Source organism: Blastococcus capsensis, assembly GCF_030165005.1.
Classification (GTDB): domain Bacteria; phylum Actinomycetota; class Actinomycetes; order Mycobacteriales; family Geodermatophilaceae; genus Blastococcus; species Blastococcus capsensis.
Genome location: NZ_JASNNW010000012.1, coordinates 1 through 22,654, shown reverse-complemented (window position 1 = coordinate 22,654; position 22,654 = coordinate 1). Strand labels below are relative to the sequence as shown.

At 75.3% G+C, this 22,654-nt stretch carries 16 protein-coding genes; 9 read left to right on the top strand and 7 right to left on the bottom strand.

Translation table 11 applies throughout. The annotated features are described in order from the left end of the window. Nucleotides 1-10 precede the first annotated feature (10 nt). On the bottom strand, nucleotides 11-922 hold the full coding sequence (gene sepH / locus QOZ86_RS11900; protein WP_284492181.1) for a septation protein SepH: 912 nt from the start codon (nucleotides 920-922) through the stop codon (nucleotides 11-13). A gap of 250 nt (nucleotides 923-1,172) precedes the next feature. Between sepH and QOZ86_RS11895 the strand changes: the two genes are divergently transcribed. Both QOZ86_RS11895 and QOZ86_RS11890 read left to right on the top strand, forming a co-directional pair. Continuing rightward, complete coding sequence (locus tag QOZ86_RS11895; RefSeq protein ID WP_284492180.1) at nucleotides 1,173-3,065, top strand: S9 family peptidase; 1,893 nt, start codon at nucleotides 1,173-1,175, stop codon at nucleotides 3,063-3,065. After that, the gene (locus QOZ86_RS11890) at nucleotides 3,062-4,537 is read left to right on the top strand and encodes a circularly permuted type 2 ATP-grasp protein (RefSeq protein ID WP_284492179.1); all 1,476 of its coding nucleotides are present in this window, start codon (nucleotides 3,062-3,064) and stop codon (nucleotides 4,535-4,537) included. The genes QOZ86_RS11895 and QOZ86_RS11890 overlap by 4 nt, the downstream gene beginning before the upstream one ends. A gap of 8 nt (nucleotides 4,538-4,545) precedes the next feature. Here QOZ86_RS11890 and QOZ86_RS11885 read toward each other — a convergent pair whose 3' ends face one another. From QOZ86_RS11885 to QOZ86_RS11875, 3 genes are all read right to left on the bottom strand, one after another. Next, nucleotides 4,546-7,260 carry an ATP-binding protein gene (locus QOZ86_RS11885; RefSeq protein ID WP_284492178.1) on the bottom strand — a complete coding sequence of 905 codons (2,715 nt, stop codon included), beginning with the start codon at nucleotides 7,258-7,260 and terminating at the stop codon, nucleotides 4,546-4,548. Nucleotides 7,261-7,327: 67 nt separating this feature from the next. Further along, nucleotides 7,328-8,440 carry a phosphoserine transaminase gene (gene serC, locus QOZ86_RS11880; RefSeq protein ID WP_284492177.1) on the bottom strand — a complete coding sequence of 371 codons (1,113 nt, stop codon included), beginning with the start codon at nucleotides 8,438-8,440 and terminating at the stop codon, nucleotides 7,328-7,330. A 95-nt stretch (nucleotides 8,441-8,535) separates the two neighbouring features. Continuing rightward, nucleotides 8,536-9,654, bottom strand: a complete 1,119-nt coding sequence (locus tag QOZ86_RS11875) for a citrate synthase 2 (protein ID WP_284492176.1) — start codon at nucleotides 9,652-9,654, stop codon at nucleotides 8,536-8,538. A gap of 265 nt (nucleotides 9,655-9,919) precedes the next feature. Between QOZ86_RS11875 and pdxH the strand changes: the two genes are divergently transcribed. Both pdxH and QOZ86_RS11865 read left to right on the top strand, forming a co-directional pair. Further along, entirely contained in the window at nucleotides 9,920-10,567 is a 648-nt protein-coding gene (gene pdxH, locus QOZ86_RS11870; RefSeq protein WP_284492175.1) for a pyridoxamine 5'-phosphate oxidase, read from the top strand. Nucleotides 10,568-10,663: 96 nt separating this feature from the next. After that, a complete protein-coding gene (locus QOZ86_RS11865; RefSeq protein ID WP_284492174.1) occupies nucleotides 10,664-11,989 on the top strand; it encodes an MFS transporter in 1,326 nt (441 codons plus the stop codon). 17 nt (nucleotides 11,990-12,006) lie between these two features. Here the strand turns inward: QOZ86_RS11865 and QOZ86_RS11860 are convergent, their stop codons facing one another. Then, entirely contained in the window at nucleotides 12,007-12,675 is a 669-nt protein-coding gene (locus QOZ86_RS11860) for a UdgX family uracil-DNA binding protein (protein WP_284492173.1), read from the bottom strand. Between the two features lie 102 nt (nucleotides 12,676-12,777). Between QOZ86_RS11860 and QOZ86_RS11855 the strand changes: the two genes are divergently transcribed. The 4 genes from QOZ86_RS11855 to QOZ86_RS11840 all read left to right on the top strand — a co-directional run bounded on the left by QOZ86_RS11855 (nucleotide 12,778) and on the right by QOZ86_RS11840 (nucleotide 18,716). Continuing rightward, entirely contained in the window at nucleotides 12,778-13,758 is a 981-nt protein-coding gene (locus QOZ86_RS11855) for a TIGR03557 family F420-dependent LLM class oxidoreductase (RefSeq protein ID WP_284492172.1), read from the top strand. 115 nt (nucleotides 13,759-13,873) lie between these two features. Beyond that, nucleotides 13,874-14,734 carry a tetratricopeptide repeat protein gene (locus QOZ86_RS11850; protein ID WP_284492171.1) on the top strand — a complete coding sequence of 287 codons (861 nt, stop codon included), beginning with the start codon at nucleotides 13,874-13,876 and terminating at the stop codon, nucleotides 14,732-14,734. A gap of 48 nt (nucleotides 14,735-14,782) precedes the next feature. Next, complete coding sequence (ppc, locus tag QOZ86_RS11845; protein WP_284492170.1) at nucleotides 14,783-17,620, top strand: phosphoenolpyruvate carboxylase; 2,838 nt, start codon at nucleotides 14,783-14,785, stop codon at nucleotides 17,618-17,620. Further along, nucleotides 17,613-18,716: an inositol monophosphatase family protein gene (locus QOZ86_RS11840; protein WP_284492169.1), complete on the top strand. Its 1,104-nt coding sequence runs from the start codon at nucleotides 17,613-17,615 to the stop codon at nucleotides 18,714-18,716. The genes ppc and QOZ86_RS11840 overlap by 8 nt, the downstream gene beginning before the upstream one ends. Here QOZ86_RS11840 and QOZ86_RS11835 read toward each other — a convergent pair. Next, nucleotides 18,713-20,122 (bottom strand): ferredoxin--NADP reductase domain-containing protein, encoded by a 1,410-nt coding sequence (locus tag QOZ86_RS11835; protein WP_284492168.1) that lies wholly within the window; start codon nucleotides 20,120-20,122, stop codon nucleotides 18,713-18,715. The genes QOZ86_RS11840 and QOZ86_RS11835 overlap by 4 nt on opposite strands. A gap of 73 nt (nucleotides 20,123-20,195) precedes the next feature. On the opposite strand from QOZ86_RS11835, the gene QOZ86_RS11830 reads away from it, so the two are divergent. Next, the gene (locus QOZ86_RS11830; RefSeq protein ID WP_284492167.1) at nucleotides 20,196-20,504 is read left to right on the top strand and encodes a putative quinol monooxygenase; all 309 of its coding nucleotides are present in this window, start codon (nucleotides 20,196-20,198) and stop codon (nucleotides 20,502-20,504) included. 164 nt (nucleotides 20,505-20,668) lie between these two features. On the opposite strand, the gene QOZ86_RS11825 is transcribed toward QOZ86_RS11830, so the two are convergent. Next, on the bottom strand, nucleotides 20,669-22,654 hold a 1,986-nt coding region (locus QOZ86_RS11825; protein WP_284492166.1), incomplete at its 5' end, for an HNH endonuclease signature motif containing protein.

Sequence of the window (22,654 nt, the reverse complement as noted above, 5' to 3'; positions counted from 1 at the left end):
GGGGATCTGCTCAGCGGTTGCGGCGGACCCCGAAGACGATGTCCTCCCACGCCGGGATGCGGGCGCGGGGGTCCTCGTCGTCCGGGCCGTCGGTGTTCCGCCCCAGGACGACGGTGTCGTGGTCGGCGACCTCGTCCAGGAGCGCGGTCATCGCGTCCTCGTCCGCCGGCGAGCCAGCGGGCGCGTGCACGTCGCGGACGTGCTCGTCGTCCCTGCGCGCCGGCACGGGGGCGGGGACGGGGTCGGGTCCGGGCGTGCGGACGACGGAGACGGGCCGGCTGCGGGGTGAGGGGGAGAGCGGGGGGCCGGCCGGCACCTCCGGGACCACCCGCACCAGGCGGGTGCCCTCGGCGAAGTCCGCCGTGGAGGCGTCGGCGGGGGTGACGGTGCGGGAGGGCAGGTCGTAGGTCCAGCGTGCGATGCCGGACTTGGCCCCCGCGCGCCAGGCTCCGGTGACCACCCAGGCGCCGTCCTCGCCGCGGAACGCGTCCCACTGCACCGCGTCGATGTCGGTGTCGATGAGCCGCAGCCGCTCGACCATGAACTGCTGCAGGACCGCGCCGGGCGCCCCTTCGGTCAGCCGGACGCGCGCCTCGCGCGCCTGGCCGGCGACGCGCTCGCGCTCCTGGAGCACGGGGTGGGCGAACCGCATGATCCGCTCCACCCGGGCCCCGGTGGCGACGGCGACCTGCTCGGGGGTCTCGCCGGCCCGGATGCGGAACTGGATCACCCGCGGCGGCAGCTCGGTGCCGAGGTCCACGTCGATCTGGGTGAGCCGGCGGGCGTCCCCCCGGGCGGCCGCGCGCACCCGGTCGTCGATGGGCAGCTCGAACCGCTCGCCGCCGTCGGCGTCAGGCCCCTCCGCGGCGAGGACGAGGCTCTTCCCGTCGTCGGAGAGCGCCACGAGGCGCAGCGTGCGCATGGGGCGACCTCCTGCAACCGGCGCGGCGGACCCGTACGAGAGTCCGGGTCCCCGAGGCTATCGGGGCCGGCGGGGTCCTGCGCGCAGGCGGACCGGCGTGGCGCGGAGCACTTGCGGGAGCCGGCTCCCTCCGCCGGGGGGTGCGGTCGGGGCCGTTCTCCGCCGATGACAGCGCTGACATCTGCCCGCGACGGGCGCCTGCCACGGTGGACGGGCGCGCCGCAGGCACTCACGCAGCCGAGGAGGTGCGATGGCCGGTCCCGGAAACGACCAGCGGACGGCGCCCGCAGGACTCTCCGCCCTGGAGGCGCTCGCGCCGCCGGAGGCGCTGCCGGCGCACGTCCGCGGGGTCATCGCCGGGGTCGCCGGCGCCGCGGCCGCCTGGTGCCCGGCGCCGTCGCCGGACGGCCGCCGGATCGCCTACGTCACCGACCGCTCGGGGCTGCCGCGGCTGGAGGTGGCCGCGCTCGACGGGAGCACGCCGCCGGCGGAGCTGTCCGGCCCGGACCAGGAGGTCGTCTCCGTCTCCTGGTCGCCCGACGGCGCCTGGCTGGCCTACCTGGTCAGCCCCGGTGGCTCCATCTGCGCCGAGCTGCACGTCGTCCGCCCGGACGGCACCGGCCGGCGGTTGCTGGCAGGGCAGGACCCGCGCGCCACGGTCTTCGCCGGCTCGTGGGCCGGCCCGCACCACTACGCCTGCTCCATCGCGCCGGGTTCCGGTCCGGACGCGGACGTCGTGGTCGTCGACGTCGTCTCCGGTGAGCACCGCACCCTGGCGTCCGGCGGCTTCCTGTCGGTCACCGCCGTCTCCGCCGACCGCCGGACCGTCCTGGCCCGCCGGGGCCCGCGCGGCTACCGGCACGTCGTCCTGATCGACGTGCCCACCGGCGTGCAGCGACGCGCGCTCCCGCTGGACGTCCCCGGCGGCATCGCCTCGGAGGACGGCCGGTTCTCCGCCGACGGGCGCACGGTGTACGTGCGGGCCGCGCTGCCCGGCCCGCCCGGTGCGGACCGGGCCGGCCTGGTCGCCGTGCCCGTCGACGGCGACGGCGTACCCGGACGGGGGCGCACGGTCCTGTACCGGGCCGACGCCGACCTGGACGGCTACGCGGTGCGCGGCGACGGGACCGTGGTGGCGCTCTGGACGGTCGACGGCGTCAGCGAGCTGTCGCTGCACGCCCTGTCCGACGGCGCCGTGGTGCGGCGCGTTCCGCTGCCCGAGCCGGTGCTGTCCGCCTGGGCGCCCACGGCCGACGGTGCGGCGCTGGTCGCCGAGCTGACCGGACCGCGGGCGCCGCGCGCACTGTGGCGGGTGCCGCTGGACGGCGTACCGGAGCTGCTGGCGTGCTCGCCGTCCCGGCCCGGGACGCACGGGCTGGTCGAGCCGGTCTGGCACGAGTACGTGGCCCCGGACGGCGTCCGGCTGTCGGGCTTGCTGTACGCACCCTCTGGTTCCCGCGGGCCCAACCGGACGGTGGTCAGCTTCCACGGCGGGCCGGAAGGGCAGGAGCGGCCGTTCTGGACGCCGATGGTGCAGTGCATGGTGGCGGCGGGCCTCACCGTCTTCGCCCCCAACGTGCGCGGCTCGGGTGGGTTCGGCCGGGCGTTCATGACCGCCGACGACGGACCGGCGCGCGAGGGGTCCTTCGCGGACGTCCGGACGACGGTCGACGAGCTGGTGACCGCCGGGATCGCGGCTCCCGGGCAGATCGGTGCCCACGGCTGGTCCTACGGCGGCTACCTGACGCTGGTCGCGCTCACCCGGTGGCCGGAGCTGTTCGCCGCCGGCGCCTCCCTGGCGGGCATGAGCGATCTGCGGACCTTCTTCGCCGGTACCGAGCCGTGGATGGCCGCGGCGTCGGTGACCGAGTACGGCGACCCCGTCGCCGACCGGGATCTGCTGGCCGGCATCTCGCCGATGACCGCGCTGGACCGGCTCACCGCCCCGGTGCTCCTCGCCCACGGGGACCGCGACAGCAACGTGCCCGTCGCGGAGTCCGTGCAGGCCCACCAGGCGCTGCAGGCCCGGGGCGCGCGCACCGATCTGCTGCTCTTCCCCGGGGAGGGCCACGCGATCGTCGGTCGCGCCAACCTGGTCGAACTGGGCGAGCGGCTCGCCGCCTGGTTCGATCGGTGGCTGTGAACGGGGAACTGTTCGCCGGCTACCCCACCGCCCGCGTCGACGAGGCCGTCGGCCCGGACGGCCGGCTGCGCAACGGGTGGGTGGAGGTGGCCGCTGCGCTGGAGCGGCTGGGGTCCGCCGGCCTGGTCGCGGCCGCCGGGGACCTCGGCGCGCGGCGGCGGGAGCGCGGCGTCGTGGTCTCGGCCTGGGCGGACGGCCGCCAGGAGCTGCGCCCGGTCCCCATGGATCCCGTGCCCCGGGTGATGGACGCCGGCACGTGGGCGGCGCTGTCGAGCGGGGTCGCGCAACGGCACCGCGCGCTCAACGCCTTCCTCGCCGACGTCTACCGGCCGGCCGGACGACGGCGCGGTGACACCGACCGTGCCGCGGAGATCGTCCGGGCCGGGATGGTTCCCGAGTGGGCCGTCGCGCACGGTCCCGGTCGCGATCCGGGCGCGGTCGCCCGCGCCTGGCCCGGGCAGCCCAGGGCGACCGTCGCGGCCGCCGATGTCATACGCGGCGCCGACGGCCGGTGGCTGGTCATGCGGGACGCCCTGCGGGTGCCGTCCGGCATCGGGTACGCGCTGGCCAACCGGGAGAGTGCCCGGGCGGCCACCCCGGAGCTGCTCACCGGGCTCGGCAGCCGGCTGGTCGACCCCACGGACGCGGTGCGGCTGCTGCGTGGCGCGCTGACCGCTGCCGCACCGCCGGCGTGCACGGGCACCCCGCAGATCGCGGTGCTCACCCAGGGGGAGAGCGACGGCGCCTGGTTCGAGCACCAGGTGCTGGCCGAGGCGCTCGGAGCCCCGCTGGTACGGGCCGGTGACCTGTGGCCCCGCGGCGACAGCGGGGTCGAGGTGGCGGTCGACGGCGGGCGGCTGCCGGTGGACGTGCTGTACCGCCGCTTCGACGACGCGCTGCTCGGCGCCTATCCGACCGGTGCCGGACTCCCGCTCGACGTGGGGCTCACCGAGGCGGTCCGCGCCGGCCGGCTCACGCTGGCCAACGTGCCGGGGAACGGCGTAGCCGACGACGCCGCCGGCTACGCGTGGGTGCCGGCGATGATCCGCTTCTACCTGGGGGAGGAGCCCCTGCTGGAGTCGGCGCGGACCTGGGTGCTGGCGGACCCGTCCGCGTGGGCCGCTGTCCGGGACCGGTTGCACGAGCTGGAGGTCCAGGAGGTCGCCGGGTACGGCGGGCGAGGCGTGGTCCACGGCCCGGGTTGCTCGGCCGCCGAGCTGGCCGCCCTGCGCGAGGAGATCGCCGCGGCCCCGCACCGCTTCGTGGCCCGGGAGCCGGTGGAGCCCTCCACCGCGCCCACCCTGGTCGACGGCGTGCTCCGGCCCCGGCCGGTGGATCTGCGGGTGTTCTCCGTGGCGGGGGCGACCACGACCACGCTGCCGGTGGCGCTGACGCGGGTGGCTCCCGAGGCGGCGCCGGCCCGTGTCGGCGTGCCCGGGGCCGGCAGCAAGGACACCTGGCTGCTCCGCTGACGGGAGAGTCAGCCGGTGGAGATGGTGGCCCGGATCCGGACCGTGGTGCCCTCCGGGCTGGGGATCGCCGTCACGTCGGCGAACGCGCTCATGAGCGTCGAGCCCCGCCCACGGTCCATGCTGGGCACCCGCTCCCGCCACTGGCCGTGGTCGCGGACGGTGATCTCCACCTGGCCGGGCCCGATGCAGGCGCTCACCTCGACGAACGGTTCGGTGGGGTCCTGGGCGTGCTCGATGGCGTTGCTGGTCGCCTCGCAGGTGGCCAGCAGCAGGTCGTAGGCCTGTTCCTCACCGACCCCGGCGTCGCTGAGGAACCGGCGCAGCCGCCGGCGCACCGCCGGGATGGACGACAGCTCCGAGGGCAGCCGCCAGCGCTCGTCGCGGCGGTCCGCAGGCCGGTCGGCCGGCCGGACGGCGGTCCGCGGCACCGGGATCGGCTCCGGGCGCTGGACCGGCGTGCTCGTCGGCGGCGGGGTGGGCTCCGGCCGCCGGGTGTCCGGCAGGCCGGCCGGAGCCGGTGCCGGCGGCGCGGCACGGCCGGCCGCGCGCTCGAGCACCACGCGCACCCGGGCGAGCAGTTCCGTGGAGCGGAACGGCTTGGCCAGGTAGTCGTCGGCGCCGACCTGGAGGCCCTCGACGGAGGCCTCCTGCCCGGCGCGGGCGGTCAGCATGATCACCGGGATGCCGCGCGTGGCCGGATCGGCGCGGAGCCTGCGGAGCAGCTCGAAGCCGTCGATGCGGGGCATCATCACGTCGGTCAGCACCAGGTCCGGCGCCCCTCCGGTCACCGCGGCGAGCGCCTCCTCCCCGTTCGCGGCGGTCCGCACCGTCCAGTGCGGGCCGAGCAGCCGGGTCAGGTAGGCGCGCATGTCGGCGTTGTCGTCGACCACCAGGACGGTCGCCGCCCCCGAGGCGCCGGGAGCCCCACCGACGGGCCGGGAGGTCTCCTGCTCCCAGCTCGCCGCCTCACCGCGCGCCGCCTCCGACGGCACCGCGGCGCGGCCGACCGGTACGGCGTCGGGCTCGCCGAAGGGCATCGCGACGGTGAACGTGCTGCCGCGGCCGGGCTCGCTGGTGACCGTGACCGTGCCCTCGTGCAGCCCGACCAGCTCCTGCACCAGCGCCAGGCCGATGCCGGTGCCCTCGCGGGTGCGCGCGGTAGAGCCGGGAACGCGGTGGAACCGCTGGAACAGGTGCGGCAGCTCCTCGGCCACGATGCCCACACCGGTGTCGGTGACGGTGAGCAGGAGGCGGGCCCCGTCGGACCGGAGGGCCACGTCGATGGAGCCGACGAAGGTGTACTTCACCGCGTTGGCGAGCAGGTTGACGACGACCTTCTCCCACATGCGGGGATCGACGTAGGCGGGCCGGTCCAGGGGAGGGCAGTCGACCGTGAGCCGGAGACCGGCCCGCTCCGCGGCGGAGCGGAAGACGCCCGCCAGCTCGGCGGTGAAGGCGGCGAGGTCGGTCTCGACCCGGACCGGCGTCACCCGCCCGGCCTCGATGCTGGCGAAGTCGAGCAGGTCGTTGACCAGCCGCTGCAGGCGCTGCCCGTTGCGCATGGCCAGTTCCAGCTGGTCGCGCACGTCGGCGGGCAGCGCGGGGGTGCTGTTCTCCAGGACGTCGCCGATCGGCCCCAGGAGCAGGGCCAGCGGGGTGCGCAGCTCGTGGCTGACGTCGGAGAAGAACGTGGTCTTCGCGCGATCCAGCTCGGCCAGGGACTCCGCCCGCCGCCGCTCGGCCTGGAAGGCGCGGATCGTGGTGACGACGGCGCCGAACTGGCCGGCGACGAGCTCGTAGAAGGACTGGTACTCGTCGTCCATCGCGCGGTTGGGGTTGCGGCCGGCGACGAGCAGCCCCAGCGGCTCCCCGTCCCCGCCGGTCGGCAGCGGCAGCGCGACGTGGTCGGTCACCGGATCGCCCCAGGGCCCGCCGCGGACGCCGAGCGCGGTCACGTCCGGCACCAGGGCGTCGTCACCGGCTCCCGCTCCGGCGGGCAGCAGGTCGGCGCCGCAGCCGACGGCGGCGACGCGGTGCAGCTCCGCGCTACCCGGCACGGTGAGATAGACCGCCGCGAACGGCACGTCGAGCCCGTCCGCGCTGAGCGTCCGGCACATCGCCGCAACGATGTCGGCCTCCTCGCCCAGCCGGGTGCCGACGGCGGCGAGCTCGCGCAGCAGCTGCTGGCGCCGGGCGGCCAGCACCTCCCGGGTCACCTCGGTGCAGACGGCGTGGATGCCGGCCACCCGGCCGTCGTCGTCGAACGCCGGGGCGTGGGAGACCGTGAAGTAGGTCTCCTCCCGGTACCCGGCCCGATCCAGGGGGAGGAGCAGCTCCGGCATCCAGGAGGCCTCGAGGGTGGTCATCGCGTGCTCGATCGGTGGACGCAGCGCATCCCAGGTCTCGGGCTGGGTGAGCCGGATGTCCTTGCCGATCGCGGGATGCTTCGCGCCGAGGACGGGCGCGTAGGCGTCGTTGTAGAACTGCAGGAGGTCCGGTCCCCAGCAGACGATCATCGGGAAGCGCGAGACCAGCACCGTGCGGACCGCCATCCGCAGGCTCACCGGCCACGTCTCGACCGGGCCCACGGAGGTCCGCGACCAGTCCAGGTCGGCCATGATCCGGCCGGCCTCACCACCGGCCGCGAACAGGTCGCCTGCGCCGGGGCCCGACGACCCACCGGAGCTCACATCCACCTCCCGCCAGAAAGACCTGCACGTCACGAAGAGTTACTACGCCTGCCAGGGACCCGCCGCGAGCGCGCGAGCGGTGGGGGCCCGGGGGCCTCTGTCAGAGGCGCTCCACCACGTAGTCGATGCAGGCGGTCAGCGCCGTCACGTCGTCGGGGTCGACGGCGGGGAACATGCCCACGCGCAGCTGGTTGCGGCCCAGCTTGCGGTAGGGCTCCACGTCGACCACGCCGTTGGCCCGCAGCGTCTTCGCCAGGGCGGTGGCGTCCACGGAGTCGGCGAAGTCGACGGTGCCCACGACGTAGCTGCGGTGGTCGGGGTCGGCCACGAACGGGGTCGCGTAGGGCGACTTCTCCGCCCAGCCGTAGAGCCGGGACGAGGACTGGCGGCTGCGGCCGACGGCGCCGGACAGCCCCCCGAGGGAGAGCAGCCAGTCGATCTGCTCGGCCAGGAGGAAGAGGGTGGCGACGGCGGGGGTGTTGTAGGTCTGGTCCTTCGCCGAGTTGTCGACGGCGATGGACAGGTCCAGGAAGCCGGGGATCCAGCGTCCCGCGGCCTTGATCTCGGCGATGCGCTGCAGGGCGTCGGCGCTCATCACGGCCACCCACAGCCCGCCGTCGGCGGCGAAGGACTTCTGCGGTGCGAAGTAGTAGACGTCGGTCTGCGAGACGTCGACCGGCAGGCCGCCGGCGCCGCTGGTGGCGTCGATCAGGACGAGGGCGTCCTCGGTGCCCGAGGGCCGGGCGATGGGGGCCATGACACCCGTGGAGGTCTCGTTGTGCGCCCAGCCGTATGCGTCGACGCCGTCGGTGGCGGGCGGCAGGGCGAGCGAACCGGGCGCGGCCGTGACGACCAGCGGATCCCTGAGGAACGGGGCCTCGGTGGCGGCGGAGGCGAACTTGGCGGAGAACTCCCCGTAGGTGCCGAAGGCGGCGCGGTCGCGGATCAGACCGAACAGCGCGGCGTCCCAGAAGGCCGTGGTGCCGCCGTTGCCCAGGACCACCTCGTAGCCGTCCGGCAGGTCGAACAGTTCACGCAGGCCCGCGCGCACCCGGCCGACCAGCTGCTTCACCGGCGCCTGGCGGTGGGAGGTCCCCATGAGCGCCGCCCCCGCACCGGCCAGCGCCCGCAGCGCCTCGGGCCGCACCTTGGACGGGCCGCACCCGAACCGGCCGTCGGCAGGCAGGAGCTCGGCGGGGATGGTGATGCTCATCCGGGGGAAGTCTCTCTGGGGGGTGTGGGTCGGCCGTGGCCCCGTCCGGAGGCTCGCCCCGGGCGTGCGAGGGGTGAGAGGGACGGGGTCCTCTTTCAGATCGAGGCAGCCTCGTGGTTGATGGTGTCCCAGCCCTCGACGTCCTCGGGCTTGCGGGACTCGGGGCCCATGTAACGGGCCGAGGGGCGCACGAGGCGTCCGGTGTTCTTCTGCTCGAGGATGTGCGCGCACCAGCCGGCGGTGCGGGCGCAGGTGAACATCGAGGTGAACATGTGGCTGGGCACCTCGGCGAAGTCGAGGACGATCGCCGCCCAGAACTCGACGTTGGTCTCGACCGGCCGGTCGGGACGCCGCTCGCGCAGCTCCTTGAGGGCGGCGTTCTCCAGGGCGAGCGCAGCCTCGAAGCGCGGGGCGCCGAGCTCCTGGGCGGAGCGGCGGAGCACGCGGGCGCGGGGGTCCTCGGCGCGGTAGACCCGGTGGCCGAAGCCCATCAACCGCTCCTTGCGGTCGAGCAGGTCCTTCACGTACTTCTCGGCGTCGCCGGTCTTCTCGACGTCGTCGAGCATGTGCAGCACGCGGGAGGGGGCGCCGCCGTGCAGCGGGCCGGACATCGCGCCGATCGCGCCGGACATCGCGGCAGCGACGTCGGCGCCGGTGGAGGCGATGACGCGGGCGGTGAACGTCGAGGCGTTCATGCCGTGCTCGGCGGCCGACGTCCAGTAGGCGTCGACGGCGGCGACGTGGCGAGGGTCGGGCTCGCCGCGCCAGCGCACCATGAACCGCTCGACGATGGTGTCGGCCTCGTCGATCCGGGCCTGGGGCACGGCAGGGGTGCCGATGCCGCGGGCGGACTGCGCGACGTAGGACAGCGCCATGACCGCGGCGCGGGCCAGCTGCTCCCGGGCCGTCTCGCTGTCGATGTCCAGCAGCGGGCGATAGCCCCAGAACGGCGCCAGCATCGCCAGCGCGGCCTGCACGTCGACCCGGACGTCACCGCTGTGCACCGGGATCGGGAACGGCTCGGCCGGGGGCAGACCCGGGCCGAACTTCCCGTCGACCAGCAGGGCCCAGACGTTGCCGAAGGTCACCTTGCCGACGAGATCCTCGATGTCGACGCCGCGATAGCGGAGCGCACCGCCGTCCTTGTCCGGTTCGGCGATCTCGGTCTCGAAGGCGATGACGCCTTCCAGGCCGGGTACGAAGTCGTCGGCCATCTCGCATGCTCCTCTGCGCGCGGACCTGCATACGCCCGGTGGGGGCGCTCGATTGCCTGCCGACCCTAGGCCTTCGGCAGGCTCGCGGCACACGGGGGGGCGGTGCGGGGACCGTCCAGCGGCCTGTACCCGCACCGGCGGTGCGCCGCCCGGATGCGCATGCGCGCGGCTTCGAGAGGCGCCGTGCGCGCCCCGATGCCCAGGCGTGGGGACCCGTGCGGTGCCCTCCCGAGCCGGCGCCGGCGCCCGGTGTCAGCATTGCGGCGTGCCCGACCTCGCCCGCATGCGCCGTGACTACGACGCCGGCCGCTTCCCGGAAGAGGGCCTCGCGCCCACCTGGCTGGAGCAGTTCGACCGGTGGTTCACCGACGCCGTCGCCGCCGAACTGCCCGAGCCCAACGCCGTGGTGGTGGCCACGGCCGACGCCGACGGCGCACCAGACGCGCGAATCGTGCTGCTGAAGGGGTACGACGCCTCCGGGTTCGTCTTCGGCACCAGCTACGCCTCGGCCAAGGGTGCGCAGCTGGCGGTGAACCCGCGGGCGGCACTGGTCTTCCCCTGGCACCCGATGCAGCGCCAGGTGCGGGTGGCCGGCCGGGTGGAGCGCATCGGCGAGGCCGCGTCCGACGGGCTCTGGGACCCCCGTCCCCGCGGCGCCCAGCTCGCGGCCGCGGCGTCGGTGCAGTCGACCGTCGTCGACTCCCGGGACGAGCTGGCGGAGCGGGTGCGCCTGCTCGACGCCCAGGCGCCGGAGGGGCCGCTGCCCCGGCCGCCGGCGTGGGGCGGCTACCGCGTCGTCCCCGAGCGGGTGGAGTTCTGGCAGGGCGGCGGCGACCGGCTGCACGACCGGCTGCGCTTCGTGCGCGACGAGGCGGAAGGCGGCGGCTGGATCGTCCAACGGCTGGCGCCGTGAGCGGACAGGGACGTGAGCATCGCAGCGAGGAACGAGCGAGGAGCGGAGCGGCCCGCGGGAGCGAACAGGTGACACCGTGAGCCGGCAGGTGGCACCGTGACCCAGCCGGTCGACCCTGCGGAGGGTGGCGCGCCGGTCCAGGAGCCCGTCCCGGAGCGGGTGCGCCGGCGTGGGTGGACGATCGACACCACGCCGTTGCGCGACCCCGGCTACCGGCGGCTGTTCTGGGGGATCGCAACCACCACCGTCGGGCAGCAGATGACGCTGGTGGCCGTCCCGTTCCAGGTCTACGCGCTGACCGGGTCCTCGTTCATGGTCGGCATCACCTCGATGGTCGCGCTGGTCCCGCTCATCGTCTTCGGGCTGCTCGGCGGGGCGATCGCCGACGCCATGGACCGCCGCCGGCTGCTGGTGATCACCTCCGTCGGCGCCGCGGTCACCAGCGCCCTGCTCGCGGCGCAGGCGCTGCTGCCCGGGGGCGGGAATCTCGCCCTGCTGTGGGTGCTGACCGCCGCGGTCTCCGCCTTCACCGCCGTCAACTCCCCGGCGCGCTACGCCGTCATCCCCGCGCTGGTCGGGCCGGCCGGCGTGCCGGCGGCCAACGCACTGGCCATGACCGTCCGGCAGATCGGCGTCATCGTGGGCCCGCTGGTGGCCGGCCTGCTGATCGGGCTCGGCTCGCTGTTCACCGCCTACGCCATCGATGCCGTCGGGTTCCTCGTCGCCGTGGTACTGCTGCGGGGGCTACCGCCGCTGCCACCCGGGCGGGGTGCCGGCCCGCTGCGGCTGGGGACGACCCTGCAGGGGGTGTGGGAGGGCTTCGCGTTCCTGCGCACCCAGCCGGTACTGCTCATGACGTTCGTCGTCGACATCATCGCGATGCTCTTCGCCTGGCCGCAGGCGGTGTTCCCCGAGCTGTCCGAGACCCGGTTCGAGGGGTCGCCGAACGCGCTGGGCTGGCTGTTCGCCGGCATCTCGATCGGCGCGCTCGCGATGGGCCTGACCTCCGGCTGGGTCTCGAAGGTCGACCGGCAGGGCGCGGTGGTGATCGTCTCCATCGCGGTGTGGGGCGTGGCGATCATCGGGTTCGGCTACGCCCCGACGCTGTGGCTGGCGGTGCTGTGCCTGGCCGTCGCGGGGGCGGGGGACATGGTGAGCGCGGTGCTGCGGTCGGCGATGCTGCAGCTGGCCGCCCCGGAGGAGATGCGGGGCCGGATGCAGGGCGTCTTCATCGTCGTGGTCACCGGCGGCCCCCGGCTGGGCGACCTGCGCGCCGGCGGGCTGGCCAGCGCCGCCGGGGTCACCTTCGCCATGGCATCCGGTGGGGTGGTGGTGATCGTCGCGATGGTCGCCGTCGCGGTGCTCGTGCCCTCGTTCTGGTTGTTCCGCGCCTCGAGGTCGACGGTGGACGAGCGGGCCTGACCGCCGGCGCAGCGAGCTCAGGCCAGGGCGTGCGCGACCACCCTCAGGTCGGCGACCAGGGCGCCGTAGGCGGCGTCCCGGGCCTCGGCGGGGGTGCGCAGGATCGCCGAGGGGTGGGTGGTGGCGAGGATCCAGGTCTGGTGCGGGGCGTCCTCGTCGTCGTCCTCGGCCGGCGTGGCGGCGCCCGGAGGGCTCCACGGCATCAGCTGCCCGTGCTCGCGGGTGATCCGGAACGAGGGCGAGATGAGCGACTTCGCCGCCGTCGCACCGAGCGCGACCACCACCTCCGGTTGCAGGACGGCGAACTCGGCCTCGAGCCACGGCCGGCAGGCCCGCAGGTGCTCCGCACCCGGTGTCTGGTGGATCCGCCGCTTGCCCTTGGTGACGTGCCCGAAGTGCTTCACGGCGTTGGTCACGTACGCCTCGGCGCGGTCGATCCCGGCCTCGTCGAGCGCCTTGTCCAGCAGCCGGCCGGCCGGGCCGACGAACGGCTCGCCCCTGCGGTCCTCCTGGTCGCCGGGCTGCTCGCCCACGAAGACGATCCGGGCGGTCTCGGGGCCCTCGCCGAAGACGGCCTGGGTGGTGTCCTGCCACAGCTCGCACGCCCGGCAGCCGGCGGCTGCGGTGCGCAGCTGCTCCAGGCCGACGCCCGGAGGCGGCTGCGCCACGCCGTTGCGCTCGCTCATGACCCGATGACACCGCACCCGGCCCACGACCGCGAGCCGACCCGGCCGGCCACCCGGGCGTCGGCCCGGTTGGGCGCGATCGGCCCGGGGTAGCCGCGCCGCATGGCGATGCAGCTGGGCTACACGATGATGACCGAGCAGGCCGGGCCGAAGGATCTCGTCCGCCACGTGGTGGGGGCGGAGGAGGTCGGTTTCGACTTCGCCGTCAGCAGCGACCACTACTTCCCGTGGCTGGCCGAGATGGGTCACTCCCCGAACGCCTGGGTGACCCTGGGCGCGGCCGCGCAGGCGACCAGCCGCATCCCGCTGATGACCTACGTGACCTGCCCGACGTTCCGCTACCACCCGGCCGTCGTCGCCCAGCAGGCGGCGACCCTGCAGATCCTCTCCGAGGGCCGGTTCACCCTCGGGCTCGGCGCGGGGGAGAACCTCAGCGAACACATCGTCGGCGGGGGCTGGCCGCCGGCAGACGTCCGCCACGAGATGCTGGTCGAGGCCGTCCACATCATCCGCGACCTCTTCGACGGCGAGGGCCACACCAACGTCCGGGGCAAGCACTTCGACGTCGAGTCGGCCAAGCTCTGGGACCTGCCGGAGACCCGCGTGCCGATCGGCATCGCGGTCTCGGGCAAGCAGTCCTGCGAGATCGCCGGTGAGCTCGGCGACGTGATGGTCGCCGTCGAGCCGAAGGCCGAGCTCGGCGAGTACTTCGACGCCGCCGGCGGCGCGGGCAAGCCGCGCATCGGGCAGATGCCGATCAGCTTCGGCACCGATCGGGACGCCGCCGTCGCGCGGGCCCACGAGCTGTTCCGCTGGTTCGGGTTCGGGTGGAAGGTCAACGCCGAGCTGCCCGGCCCGAGCGCCTTCGACGCCGCCGCGCAGTTCGTGACGCCCGACGACGTCGCCGGGTCGATCCCGTGCGGCGACGACGTCGAGGCGGTGATCGAGGGAGCCAGGGAGTTCGCCGACGCCGGCTTCACCCACCTGGCCCTCGTGCAGATCGGTGGTGACCAGCAGAAGCCGTACCTGGAGTGGGCCGAGCGCGCTCTCATGCCGGCCTGGCGGGAGGCGTTCGGAGCCTGAGCGGGGGCCGGGGACAGCTGATCGGGTGACCCCGGTGCCCCCGGGCGCTCCCTTGGGGTGAGGTTCCCGGACGGACAGGCGCGGAACCGGCCGTGCCGCCGTGATCATCGGCGGCATGACCGAGGACCTGGACGTGCGGCTGCGGCGGCTGCTCGCCTCCGACGACGCCGATGCGCTGATCGACCTCGGCTGCGACCTGGCCGACGCCGGTCGGCAGGAGGACGCCGAGACGTGCTTCCGCCGGGCCTTCGACCTCGGCGACTCCGTCGCCGCGTTCAACCTGGGCAACTCCCTCGCCGCCCGGAACCAGTGGGAGGAGGCGGTCGACGCCTACGAGGTGGCGCTGCGCGGCGGCGAGGCCGACGCCTGGCGCAACCTCGGCCTGGTGCTGGAGGACCTCGGGGACCTCGCCGGGGCGATGCGCGCCTACCGGGGCGCCGCCGCCGCCGGCGACCTGGAGGGCGGGCTGCAGTTGGCCTTCCTGCTGCGCGAGCAGGGCGAGCGGGACCAGGCGCTGGTGGTCGCGGAGGAGTTCGCCGCCGCCGGGGACGAGGAGGCCGCCGCCGTCGTCGCCTGCTGGCGCTGGTGCTCCAGCCTCGACCCCTCGCTGGAGGCGGACCTGCGGGCCGGCCAGCACCACTTCCCGGCCGCCCGGGCCGATCTGGCCCACCTGCTGCGCGAGACCGGCCGCTCCGGCGAGGCCCGCTCGGTGCTCGAGCGCGGGGCGAAGCTCGGCGAGCAGGTCGCCTGGCTGCCGCTGGGCAACCTGTACCGCGAGGACCTCGGTGACGAGGAGGCCGCGGAGGAGGCCTACCGCAGCGGGATCGCCGCCGGCGATCCCTACTGCCACCAGAACCTGGGCGTCCTGCTGGCCGACCGGGGCGACCTCGAGGGTGCGGTGGAGCAGTTCCGCCTCGGCGCCGCTGCCGGCGACCAGCTGGCGGCGCAGTGCCTGGGGGAGCTCGAACACGACTGAGACCGGTGGGGGTGTGATCCCCGTCTCCCCGTCCGAGATACTCGGGCCGTGTCCGAAGCAACCGTCGACGTCGCCGATCTCCGCCACTCCGGATCCGCCGGGACCGGCGGCCGCGCCGACGACGAGCCGCTGCGCGAGGACATCCGGCTGCTGGGGCGCGTCCTCGGCGGGGTGATCGGCGAGCACGCCGGGCCCGACGTCCTGGAGCTCGTCGAGTCCACCCGGCTGGCGGCGTTTGGGGTCCACCGCTCGGAGGGCGACCGGGTGGCGCTCGCCGCCCGGCTCGACGGGCTCGACGTCCGCTCGGCCAACCACGTGATCCGGGCCTTCAGCCACTTCTCCGTGCTGGCCAACCTGGCCGAGGACATCCACCACGAGCGCCGCCGGCGGCACCACCGGCGGGCCGGCTCCCCGCCGCAGCGGGGCAGCCTGGCGGCCACCTTCGCGCTGCTGGACCGCGCCGACCTCTCCGTCGACACCGTCGCCCGCGAGCTGGCCGGTGCCCTGGTCTGCCCGGTGGTCACCGCCCATCCCACCGAGGTGCGCCGCAAGACCGTCTTCCAGGTGCAGCGCCAGATCGCCGAGCTGATCCGGCAGCGGGACCGCACGGGCGACGGGGACGTCGACGGCGAGTGGTCGGCGCGGCTGGGGCGCTCGGTGCTCACCCTCTGGCAGACCGCGCTGCTGCGGCTGTCGCGGCTCCGGCTCGAGGACGAGATCGACGAGGCGCTGCGCTACTACGAGCTGTCGCTGTTCGACGTGGTGCCGGCCATCAACGCCCAGCTGCGCCGGGCGGTGGAGGAGCGGTGGCCGGGGGCAGGGGTGCTGCGCCGGCCGATGCTGCTGCCCGGCTCCTGGATCGGCGGCGACCGGGACGGCAACCCGTTCGTCACCGCCGAGGCGCTGCGCCGGGCCACCACCCGGCAGGCGGAGACGGCGCTGGGCCACCACCTGGCCGAGCTCGCGCAGCTGCGCAGCGACCTGTCCATGTCCGACCGGCTGATCACCCCCACGCCGAAGCTCTACGCCTTGGCCGAGGCCTCGGGCGACGACTCGCCCTTCCGCGCCGACGAGCCCTACCGCCGGGCGCTCACCGGCATCGCCGCGCGCCTGGCCGCCACCGCCGTCCGGGTGCTGGGGACCGTGCCCGGTGGCCGCCCACCCGGTCCCGAGGTCGCCGCCTACGCCGATCCGGACGAACTGCGGGCCGACCTCGACGTCGTCGACGCGTCGCTGCGCAGCCACGGTGCCGGTGCGCTGGCCGACGACCGCCTGCTGCGGCTGCGGGAGGCGGTCGAGGTCTTCGGCTTCCACCTGTGCGGACTGGACCTGCGGCAGAACTCGGCGGTGCACGAGGAGGTGGTCGCCGAGCTGCTCGCCTGGTCGGGGGTGTGCGACGACTACACGGCGCTGGACGAGGCGGCCCGGGTCGAGCTCCTGGCCGGGGAGCTGGCGCTGCGCCGTCCGCTGGTGCGACCCGACGCCCAGCTCTCCGAGGGCACCCGGAAGGAGCTCGACGTGCTCCTCGCCGCCGCCGGGCAGGTGGCGCTGCTCGGACCGAGGACCATCCCGAACTACGTGATCAGCATGTGCGAGTCGGGAAGCGACGTGCTCGAGGTCGCCGTCCTGCTCAAGGAGGTCGGCCTGCTCGACCCGGCCGGCGTCCTCTCCTCGCCGACCCACCCAGGGCCCACCTGCCCGGTCGGCATCTCGCCGCTGTTCGAGACCATCGGCGACCTCCAGGCTGCCGGGACCACGCTCGGTGCGGTGCTCGACCAGCCGCTGTACCGGTCGCTGGTGGCCAACCGGGGGAACGTCCAGGAGGTCATGCTCGGCTACTCCGACAGCAACAAGGACGGCGGCTACCTGGCCGCCAACTGGGCGCTGTACCGGGCCGAGCTCGACCTGGTGGAGGTGGCCCGCCGGGAGGGCATCCGGCTGCGGCTCTTCCACGGTCGCGGGGGCACCGTCGGCCGGGGCGGTGGCCCCAGCTACGAGGCGGTCCGGGCGCAGCCGCCCGGTGCGGTGGCCGGGGCCCTGCGGATCACCGAGCAGGGCGAGGTGATCGCCGCCAAGTACGCCGATCCGGACCTGGCCCGCCGGAACCTGGAGGCGCTGGTCGCCGCCACCCTGGAGTCGACGCTGCTGGACGTCGAGGGGCTGGGCCAGGACGCCGACGAGGCGTACGCGCTGCTCGACGACCTCGCCGCCCGCGCCCAGCGGGCCTACCGGGAGCTCGTGCACGAGACGCCCGGATTCGTCGAGTGGTTCCGGGCGGCCACCCCGATCGGCGAGCTGGCCGAGCTCAACATCGGCAGCCGGCCGCCCTCCCGCAAGGCCGGCGACTCGATCGCCGACCTGCGGGCGATCCCGTGGGTGTTCAGCTGGTCGCAGACCCGGATCATGCTGCCCGGCTGGTACGGCACCGGATCGGCGCTGGAGTCGTTCGTCGACGGATCGCCCGAACGGCTCCAGCAGCTCCGGGAGCTGTACCGGCGCTGGCCGTTCTTCCGCACGGTCCTGTCCAACATGGGCATGGTGCTGGCCAAGACCGACCTGGGCCTGGCTGCCCGGTACGCCGGGCTGGTGCCCGACGAGGAGCTGCGTGCCCGGGTGTTCGACCGGATCAGCGCGGAGCACGAGCGCACCTGCCGGATGACGCGGGCGATCACCGGTGAGGAGGACCTGCTGGCCGACAACCCGTCACTGGCCCGCTCGATCCGCAACCGGTTCCCGTACCTGGAGCCGCTGCACCACCTGCAGGTGGAGATGCTGCGACGCCGGCGCAGTGCCGTTCCTGACGACGGCCCCGACGACGAGCTGACCAGCCGGAACATCCAGCTCACCATCAACGGCATCGCGACCGCACTGCGCAACAGTGGCTGAGCGCTGGTTCCTGCGACGGCCGGCACCCGAGGGGGAGCTCCGGGTGGCGGTCAGCGGGACGGACGTGCGGGCGGCGGCGCTCACCCTGGGCCTGCAGCCGGCCGCACTGGCCCCGGCCGTCCACGACCCCCGGCTGCGGGTGCTGCTCGGCACCGGGCAGGCGGCGCTGGTCCGGCGGCAGTGGCACTCCGACGGGTTCGCCGAGGCCGTCGTCCTGCGGCGCACCGGCGTCACCCTGGACCACCCGGCCGTCCGGGCGCTGGCCGCGGGGTGGGGGTGCGAACGCGCCCGGCACGGCAGCACCGACCGCTGGGTCGCCGTGCCCGTGCCTGCCCCCGAGGCCCCGCTGGCCGACCGTTTCCGGCACCTGGCCGCGCTGGCTGCCACCCGGGTGGAGATCGCCGTCGCGCTGGCCCGCGACAGCGGCGAGGAGCGGACCAAGCGGGACGGCAGCCCGTCGCTGGCCGCGGACGAGGCCGCGCACGCCGCTGCCGTCGAGGTGCTGGGCGGTCTCGGGGTGACCGTGCTCAGCGAGGAACGCCGCGACCGCCCGGTCACCGCCGGGGAGCCCTGGATCGTCCTCGACCCGCTGGACGGCACCGGCAACTTCTCCGCCGGGCTGCCGCCGTGGGCGTTCTCCGCGGGCCTGGTGGAGGGCGGGGTGCCGGTCGCGGGACTGGTGGCCGACCTGGCGTCGGGGCGGCGGTGGACCGGCGTGCACGGGGTGGGTGCCGAGCGGGACGCCGTCCCGATCGAGCCGCGGCCGGGCAGTACCGTCGTCGTCCCCAGCGGGCCGGGGGGCGGCGCCGTCGCCGTCCCGTCGACGGCGCAGCGGGTGCGGGTGACCGGCTGCACCGCCGTCGACCTGTGCCTGGTGGCCGACGGGGCGGCGGCGGCCTGGCACGACCTGGACCGCAGCGGGACGCACGTGCACGACGTCGCCGGCGGCCTGGCGGTGCTGCTGGCCGCGGGCGGGGCCGCCCTGACCGACGACGGGCGGCCGCTGCGGCTGGACCCGGACACCGCGACGAAGATCCGCTTCGTCGCGGCGTCCTCGGCGGGAGCCGCGGAGGAACTGATCCGCGCGGTGGGCTAGCGAGCGGTGGCAGCCCGGACGGCGGCCATCAGCGCCTCCCGCTCGTGCAGCGTGGTCCTGGCCCGGCCCCGGCTGGCCCCGAGCGCCTGCTCCGCGGTGTCGATCGCCCGCCAGTCCTCGAGCAGCACCGGTTCCGCGCCGCGGGCCCGCAGCGTGTGCACCAGGTCATCGCGCTCCCCGTGCACGCGCAGCGACCCCTCGGCGGCATCGGCCAGGAGTGCGGCGACGGTCTCCCGCGCGTCGTGCTTGTTGTGCCCCACCACCCCGCTGGGCCCGCGCTTGATCCACCCGGCGACGTACTCCCCGGGCGATGGGCGGCCCTCCCGCAGCACCCGACCCTCCTCGTTCGGCACCGTGCCGGAGCGCTCGTCGACCGGGAGCCCGGGCAGCGGGCTGCCGCGGTAGCCCACCGACCGCACCACCAGGTCGGCCGGCAGCACCTCGAACTCACCCGTCCCGATTGCCCGGCCGTCGCCGTCGACGGCGGTGCGTTCCACCTCCACGCCGGTCACCCGGTCGGTGCCCAGCAGCCGCACCGGCCGCGAGTAGAAGCGCAGCCGCAGCCGGGCGCGCCCGGGCTCCGGGGTGTGCGTCGCGTACTCGCGCAGGACGGCGAGATTGCGGGCGGCGTTGCGGTCGGCGGCGGCGCGCGCCTCGGCGTCGGGATCGAGCTCCAGGTCGGCGGCGTCGACGAGCACCGTGGCCGCCGCCAGCTCGCCGAGCTCCCGGAGCTCCTGGGTGGTGAAGGTGGCCTGCGCCGGGCCGCGCCGGCCGAGCACGGTGACCTCCTCGACCGGCGCGGCGGCGAGGGCGTCGATGACGTGCTGGGGCATGTCGGTGGGTTCCAGCTCCTCGGCGGTGCGGGCGAGGATCCGCCCGACGTCGAGGGCGACGTTGCCGACCCCGATCACCACGGCCGACCGGACACCGGCCAGGGCGGCCTCGACCGTGCCGCGGTCGGCGTCGGGGTGCCCGCAGTACCAGGCGACGACGTCGGTGGCTGCCAGGCTGCCCGGCAGTTCCTCGCCCTCGATGCCCAGGTGCCGGTCGAGCGCGGCCCCGTAGGTGTAGATCACCGCATCGACGTGCTCGCGCAGCTCGGCCAGCGTGATGTCCGTGCCCACCTCGACGTTGCCCACGAACCGGACCAGCGGGTGGTCGAGGCTGCGGTGCAGCGTGTCCCGGATGGCCCGCATCTTCGGGTGGTCCGGCGCGATCCCGTGGCGTACCAGGCCGAACGGCGTGGGCAGCCGGTCGACCAGGTCGACGGCGACGGGTACCGCGCTCTGCCGGGTGAGGGCGTCGGCGGCGAAGATGCCGGCGGGGCCGGCGCCGACGACCGCCACCCGCAGGGGGTGGCCTGCGGACGGGGGAGCGGGGGAACCGTCGTCGACCACGACTGGCATCCTGACCCCGCCGGGGCCGCTCCACCAGAGCAACCGCCCGGGTTCCCTGATCGCCGTCGCTCCAGGAGGCCCCGTGTCCGTCGTCGTCGTCGCCACCCTCACGCCCAAGCCCGACGCGGTGGATGCCGTCCGGGAGGCGATCCTGGCCGCCGTACCCGAGGTGCACGCCGAGCCGGGCTGCGAGCTCTACGCACTGCACGAGGGCGAGGGGATCTTCGTCATGGTGGAGCGGTGGGAGAGCCCGGAGGCGCTCCGTGCGCACGGCAAGGCCGAGGCGCTGACGACGCTGGGCGCCGCGCTGGCGGACAAGCTGGCCGCTGCGCCGGACGTGCGCCGGCTGACCGCCGTGCCCGCCGGTGACGCCGACAAGGGCGCGGTCTGACCGAGATCCACGAGTCGTGGGGGTGGCCACACAGCGGAGGTCGGGCCGGCGCGCCGCATCGGCGGGGGTTGCATCGCGCCCGGGTGGTCCTGGGTCGGAGAGGCAGCGGGCGCAGGCCGACAGCGCGGCCTACGTCCGGACGCTGTGACCGCCGCACATCCGGGTCAGAACGGGGGCGGTTCGGTCTGGGCGACCAGGCCGGTGGGGGTGGTGACGGTGAGTGTGCCGTCGGGCGTCAGGTCGTAGCTCCAGTCCGGTGCCTGGTGCTTGCCGCGGTGGTCGCCGGTGCAGAAGCCGGTCAGGTTCTCCGCGGCGGTCGGCCCGTCGGGGTAGGGCGTGTTGTGGTCCAGTTCACCGCTCCCGGGCACGCGGCGGCGGCAGCCGGGGAAGCGGCAGCGGTGGTCACGGGCGCGCAGGTACCGGTCGAGGTCGGCGGCGGGCCGGTAGCCGTCGGTGGGTGGCGGCGGGCCGAGGCCCGGGCGGTCGCTGAGGTCGTGGTCGCAGCGGGCCGGTCTCCGGCGGCAGGCCGGGCGGCCGCAGGTCGCGCGGCGGCGTAGTTCGCGGCTGTCGGTGAGCGCCAGCAGGGCGCCGGTGAGCTCGTCGACGACCGCGATGCGCGGCCGGTCGACCAGCGTGCCACCACCGGACAGGTCGAGCAGCGCGGCGAGCTCGGCGCGCTGGGCGACGGTCGCCGCGGCCAGCGCTGCCAGGTCCGATCGGGCCGCGTCGACCCGGCCGTCCGGGGTGTGTCGCCAGCTCTGCTCGTCCTTGCGGTCGGCCAGTCGCGCCCGGTCGACCGCCCCGGAGGCGCGGTCGATCGCCCGGTCCAGCTCCAGCTGGGCGAGGTTCGCTTCATCCACTGCCGCATGCGCGGCCGGCCACAGTTCGACCGGGGTCGGCGACCTGGAGGGATCGGACTCCGTGGCCGCCCACCTCTGGTCCTTCCGCGTGAGGACGTCTGTGTGCGCTGCTCCGGACTCGCGATCGTCGGCCGGCGGCTGGGCGGCCCACCGGGCTTCTTCCGCCCAGATCCGTTGCTGCACCTCCGGTGGCGGATCCTCTTCACCGGCCCATACGCCGGCCAGGGCGCGGGCCTCCAGCTCGGCCCACCACCGCTGGTCGGCTTCGCGCAGCCAGTCCGGCCACATCTGCTGTGCCGGGTCCTCGGGATCCCACCGGGTGAGCGGTCGCTCGGGGCTCCGGTCCCCGCCGACGGGGTCGGGAGGCGCCGGGCCGGCTGCGGGGGTCGGCAGCAGGCCCAGGGCGCGGGCGACGGCGCGGACCATCTCCGCCGGCACCGGCTCGCCGCCGATCTCCCCGGCCTGGCTGCCGCCGAGCACGGTGCGGACGCCGGCGACGACGGTCAGCTGCGCCTGCACCGGCGGCAGCCGGCTCTCGCCCGGGCGCAGCACCAGGTCCAGCAGCACGTCGGCCATCCGCTGACCCCGGGTGCGGCGGTCGGCGGGGTCGTCGAGGGCGTCGGCGTAGCGGCCCAGGACGTCGACCACCGCCTGGGCCTCGGGCTGGGTGAGCAGCGAGGTCAGCGCCGCCATGCCGGGGCGGCGGTCCGGCCGTGCCCACACCCCACGCTCCTTGAGCGCCGCCAGCAGCTCGTTCGCTTCCTCCCGAGGGTCGCGGCCCAGACCCATCCGGCGCAGCTTCGCACCGAGCTGTGCGGGGGTGGTGAGCTGCCGCTTGCCGGCCCGCGTAGCCACCCAGGCCAGCACGTCCCGCTCCAGCTCGGCCCGCTTCCGGTCATCGGGAACCGGCGCGACCCGCTCCAGCAGCGCCCACAGGTGCCCGGCGTGCAACAGCCCGGACTCCAGCGCGTCCAGCGTTCCCGGCAGCCGGTGCACCAGGGTGAGGGAGCGCTCCAGCAGCTGCCCGGCGGCCTCCTTGCTCGACCCCAGGGCGATCGACAGCTCCTGGGCCGCCCACTCCGACACATCGGCCAGCACCGCCGGCCGGGCCGCCCGCCGCGCCGCGCTCATCGCACCGCGTTCACCGGGCTGCCGGTCGGCCGACGCCGGCCGGGACGCCGCGAACTCCGCCACCGCCCGCGCCCGCGCCGCCGTCTGCCGGGCGATCTCCCGATCGGCGACCTGCACCGCACCCAACGGCCCCGACGCCCAGCCGGCCACCGGCGCGCC

Excerpts from the sequence above, each read along its gene's own strand:
- sepH (WP_284492181.1), bottom strand. The coding sequence starts at position 922 with ATGCGCACGCTGCGCCTCGTGGCGCTCTCCGACGACGGGAAGAGCCTC.
- QOZ86_RS11895 (WP_284492180.1), top strand. The coding sequence starts at position 1,173 with ATGGCCGGTCCCGGAAACGACCAGCGGACGGCGCCCGCAGGACTCTCC.
- serC (WP_284492177.1), bottom strand. The coding sequence starts at position 8,440 with ATGAGCATCACCATCCCCGCCGAGCTCCTGCCTGCCGACGGCCGGTTC.
- QOZ86_RS11875 (WP_284492176.1), bottom strand. The coding sequence starts at position 9,654 with ATGGCCGACGACTTCGTACCCGGCCTGGAAGGCGTCATCGCCTTCGAG.
- QOZ86_RS11860 (WP_284492173.1), bottom strand. The coding sequence starts at position 12,675 with ATGAGCGAGCGCAACGGCGTGGCGCAGCCGCCTCCGGGCGTCGGCCTG.
- QOZ86_RS11855 (WP_284492172.1), top strand. The coding sequence starts at position 12,778 with ATGGCGATGCAGCTGGGCTACACGATGATGACCGAGCAGGCCGGGCCG.
- QOZ86_RS11850 (WP_284492171.1), top strand. The coding sequence starts at position 13,874 with ATGACCGAGGACCTGGACGTGCGGCTGCGGCGGCTGCTCGCCTCCGAC.
- QOZ86_RS11835 (WP_284492168.1), bottom strand. The coding sequence starts at position 20,122 with ATGCCAGTCGTGGTCGACGACGGTTCCCCCGCTCCCCCGTCCGCAGGC.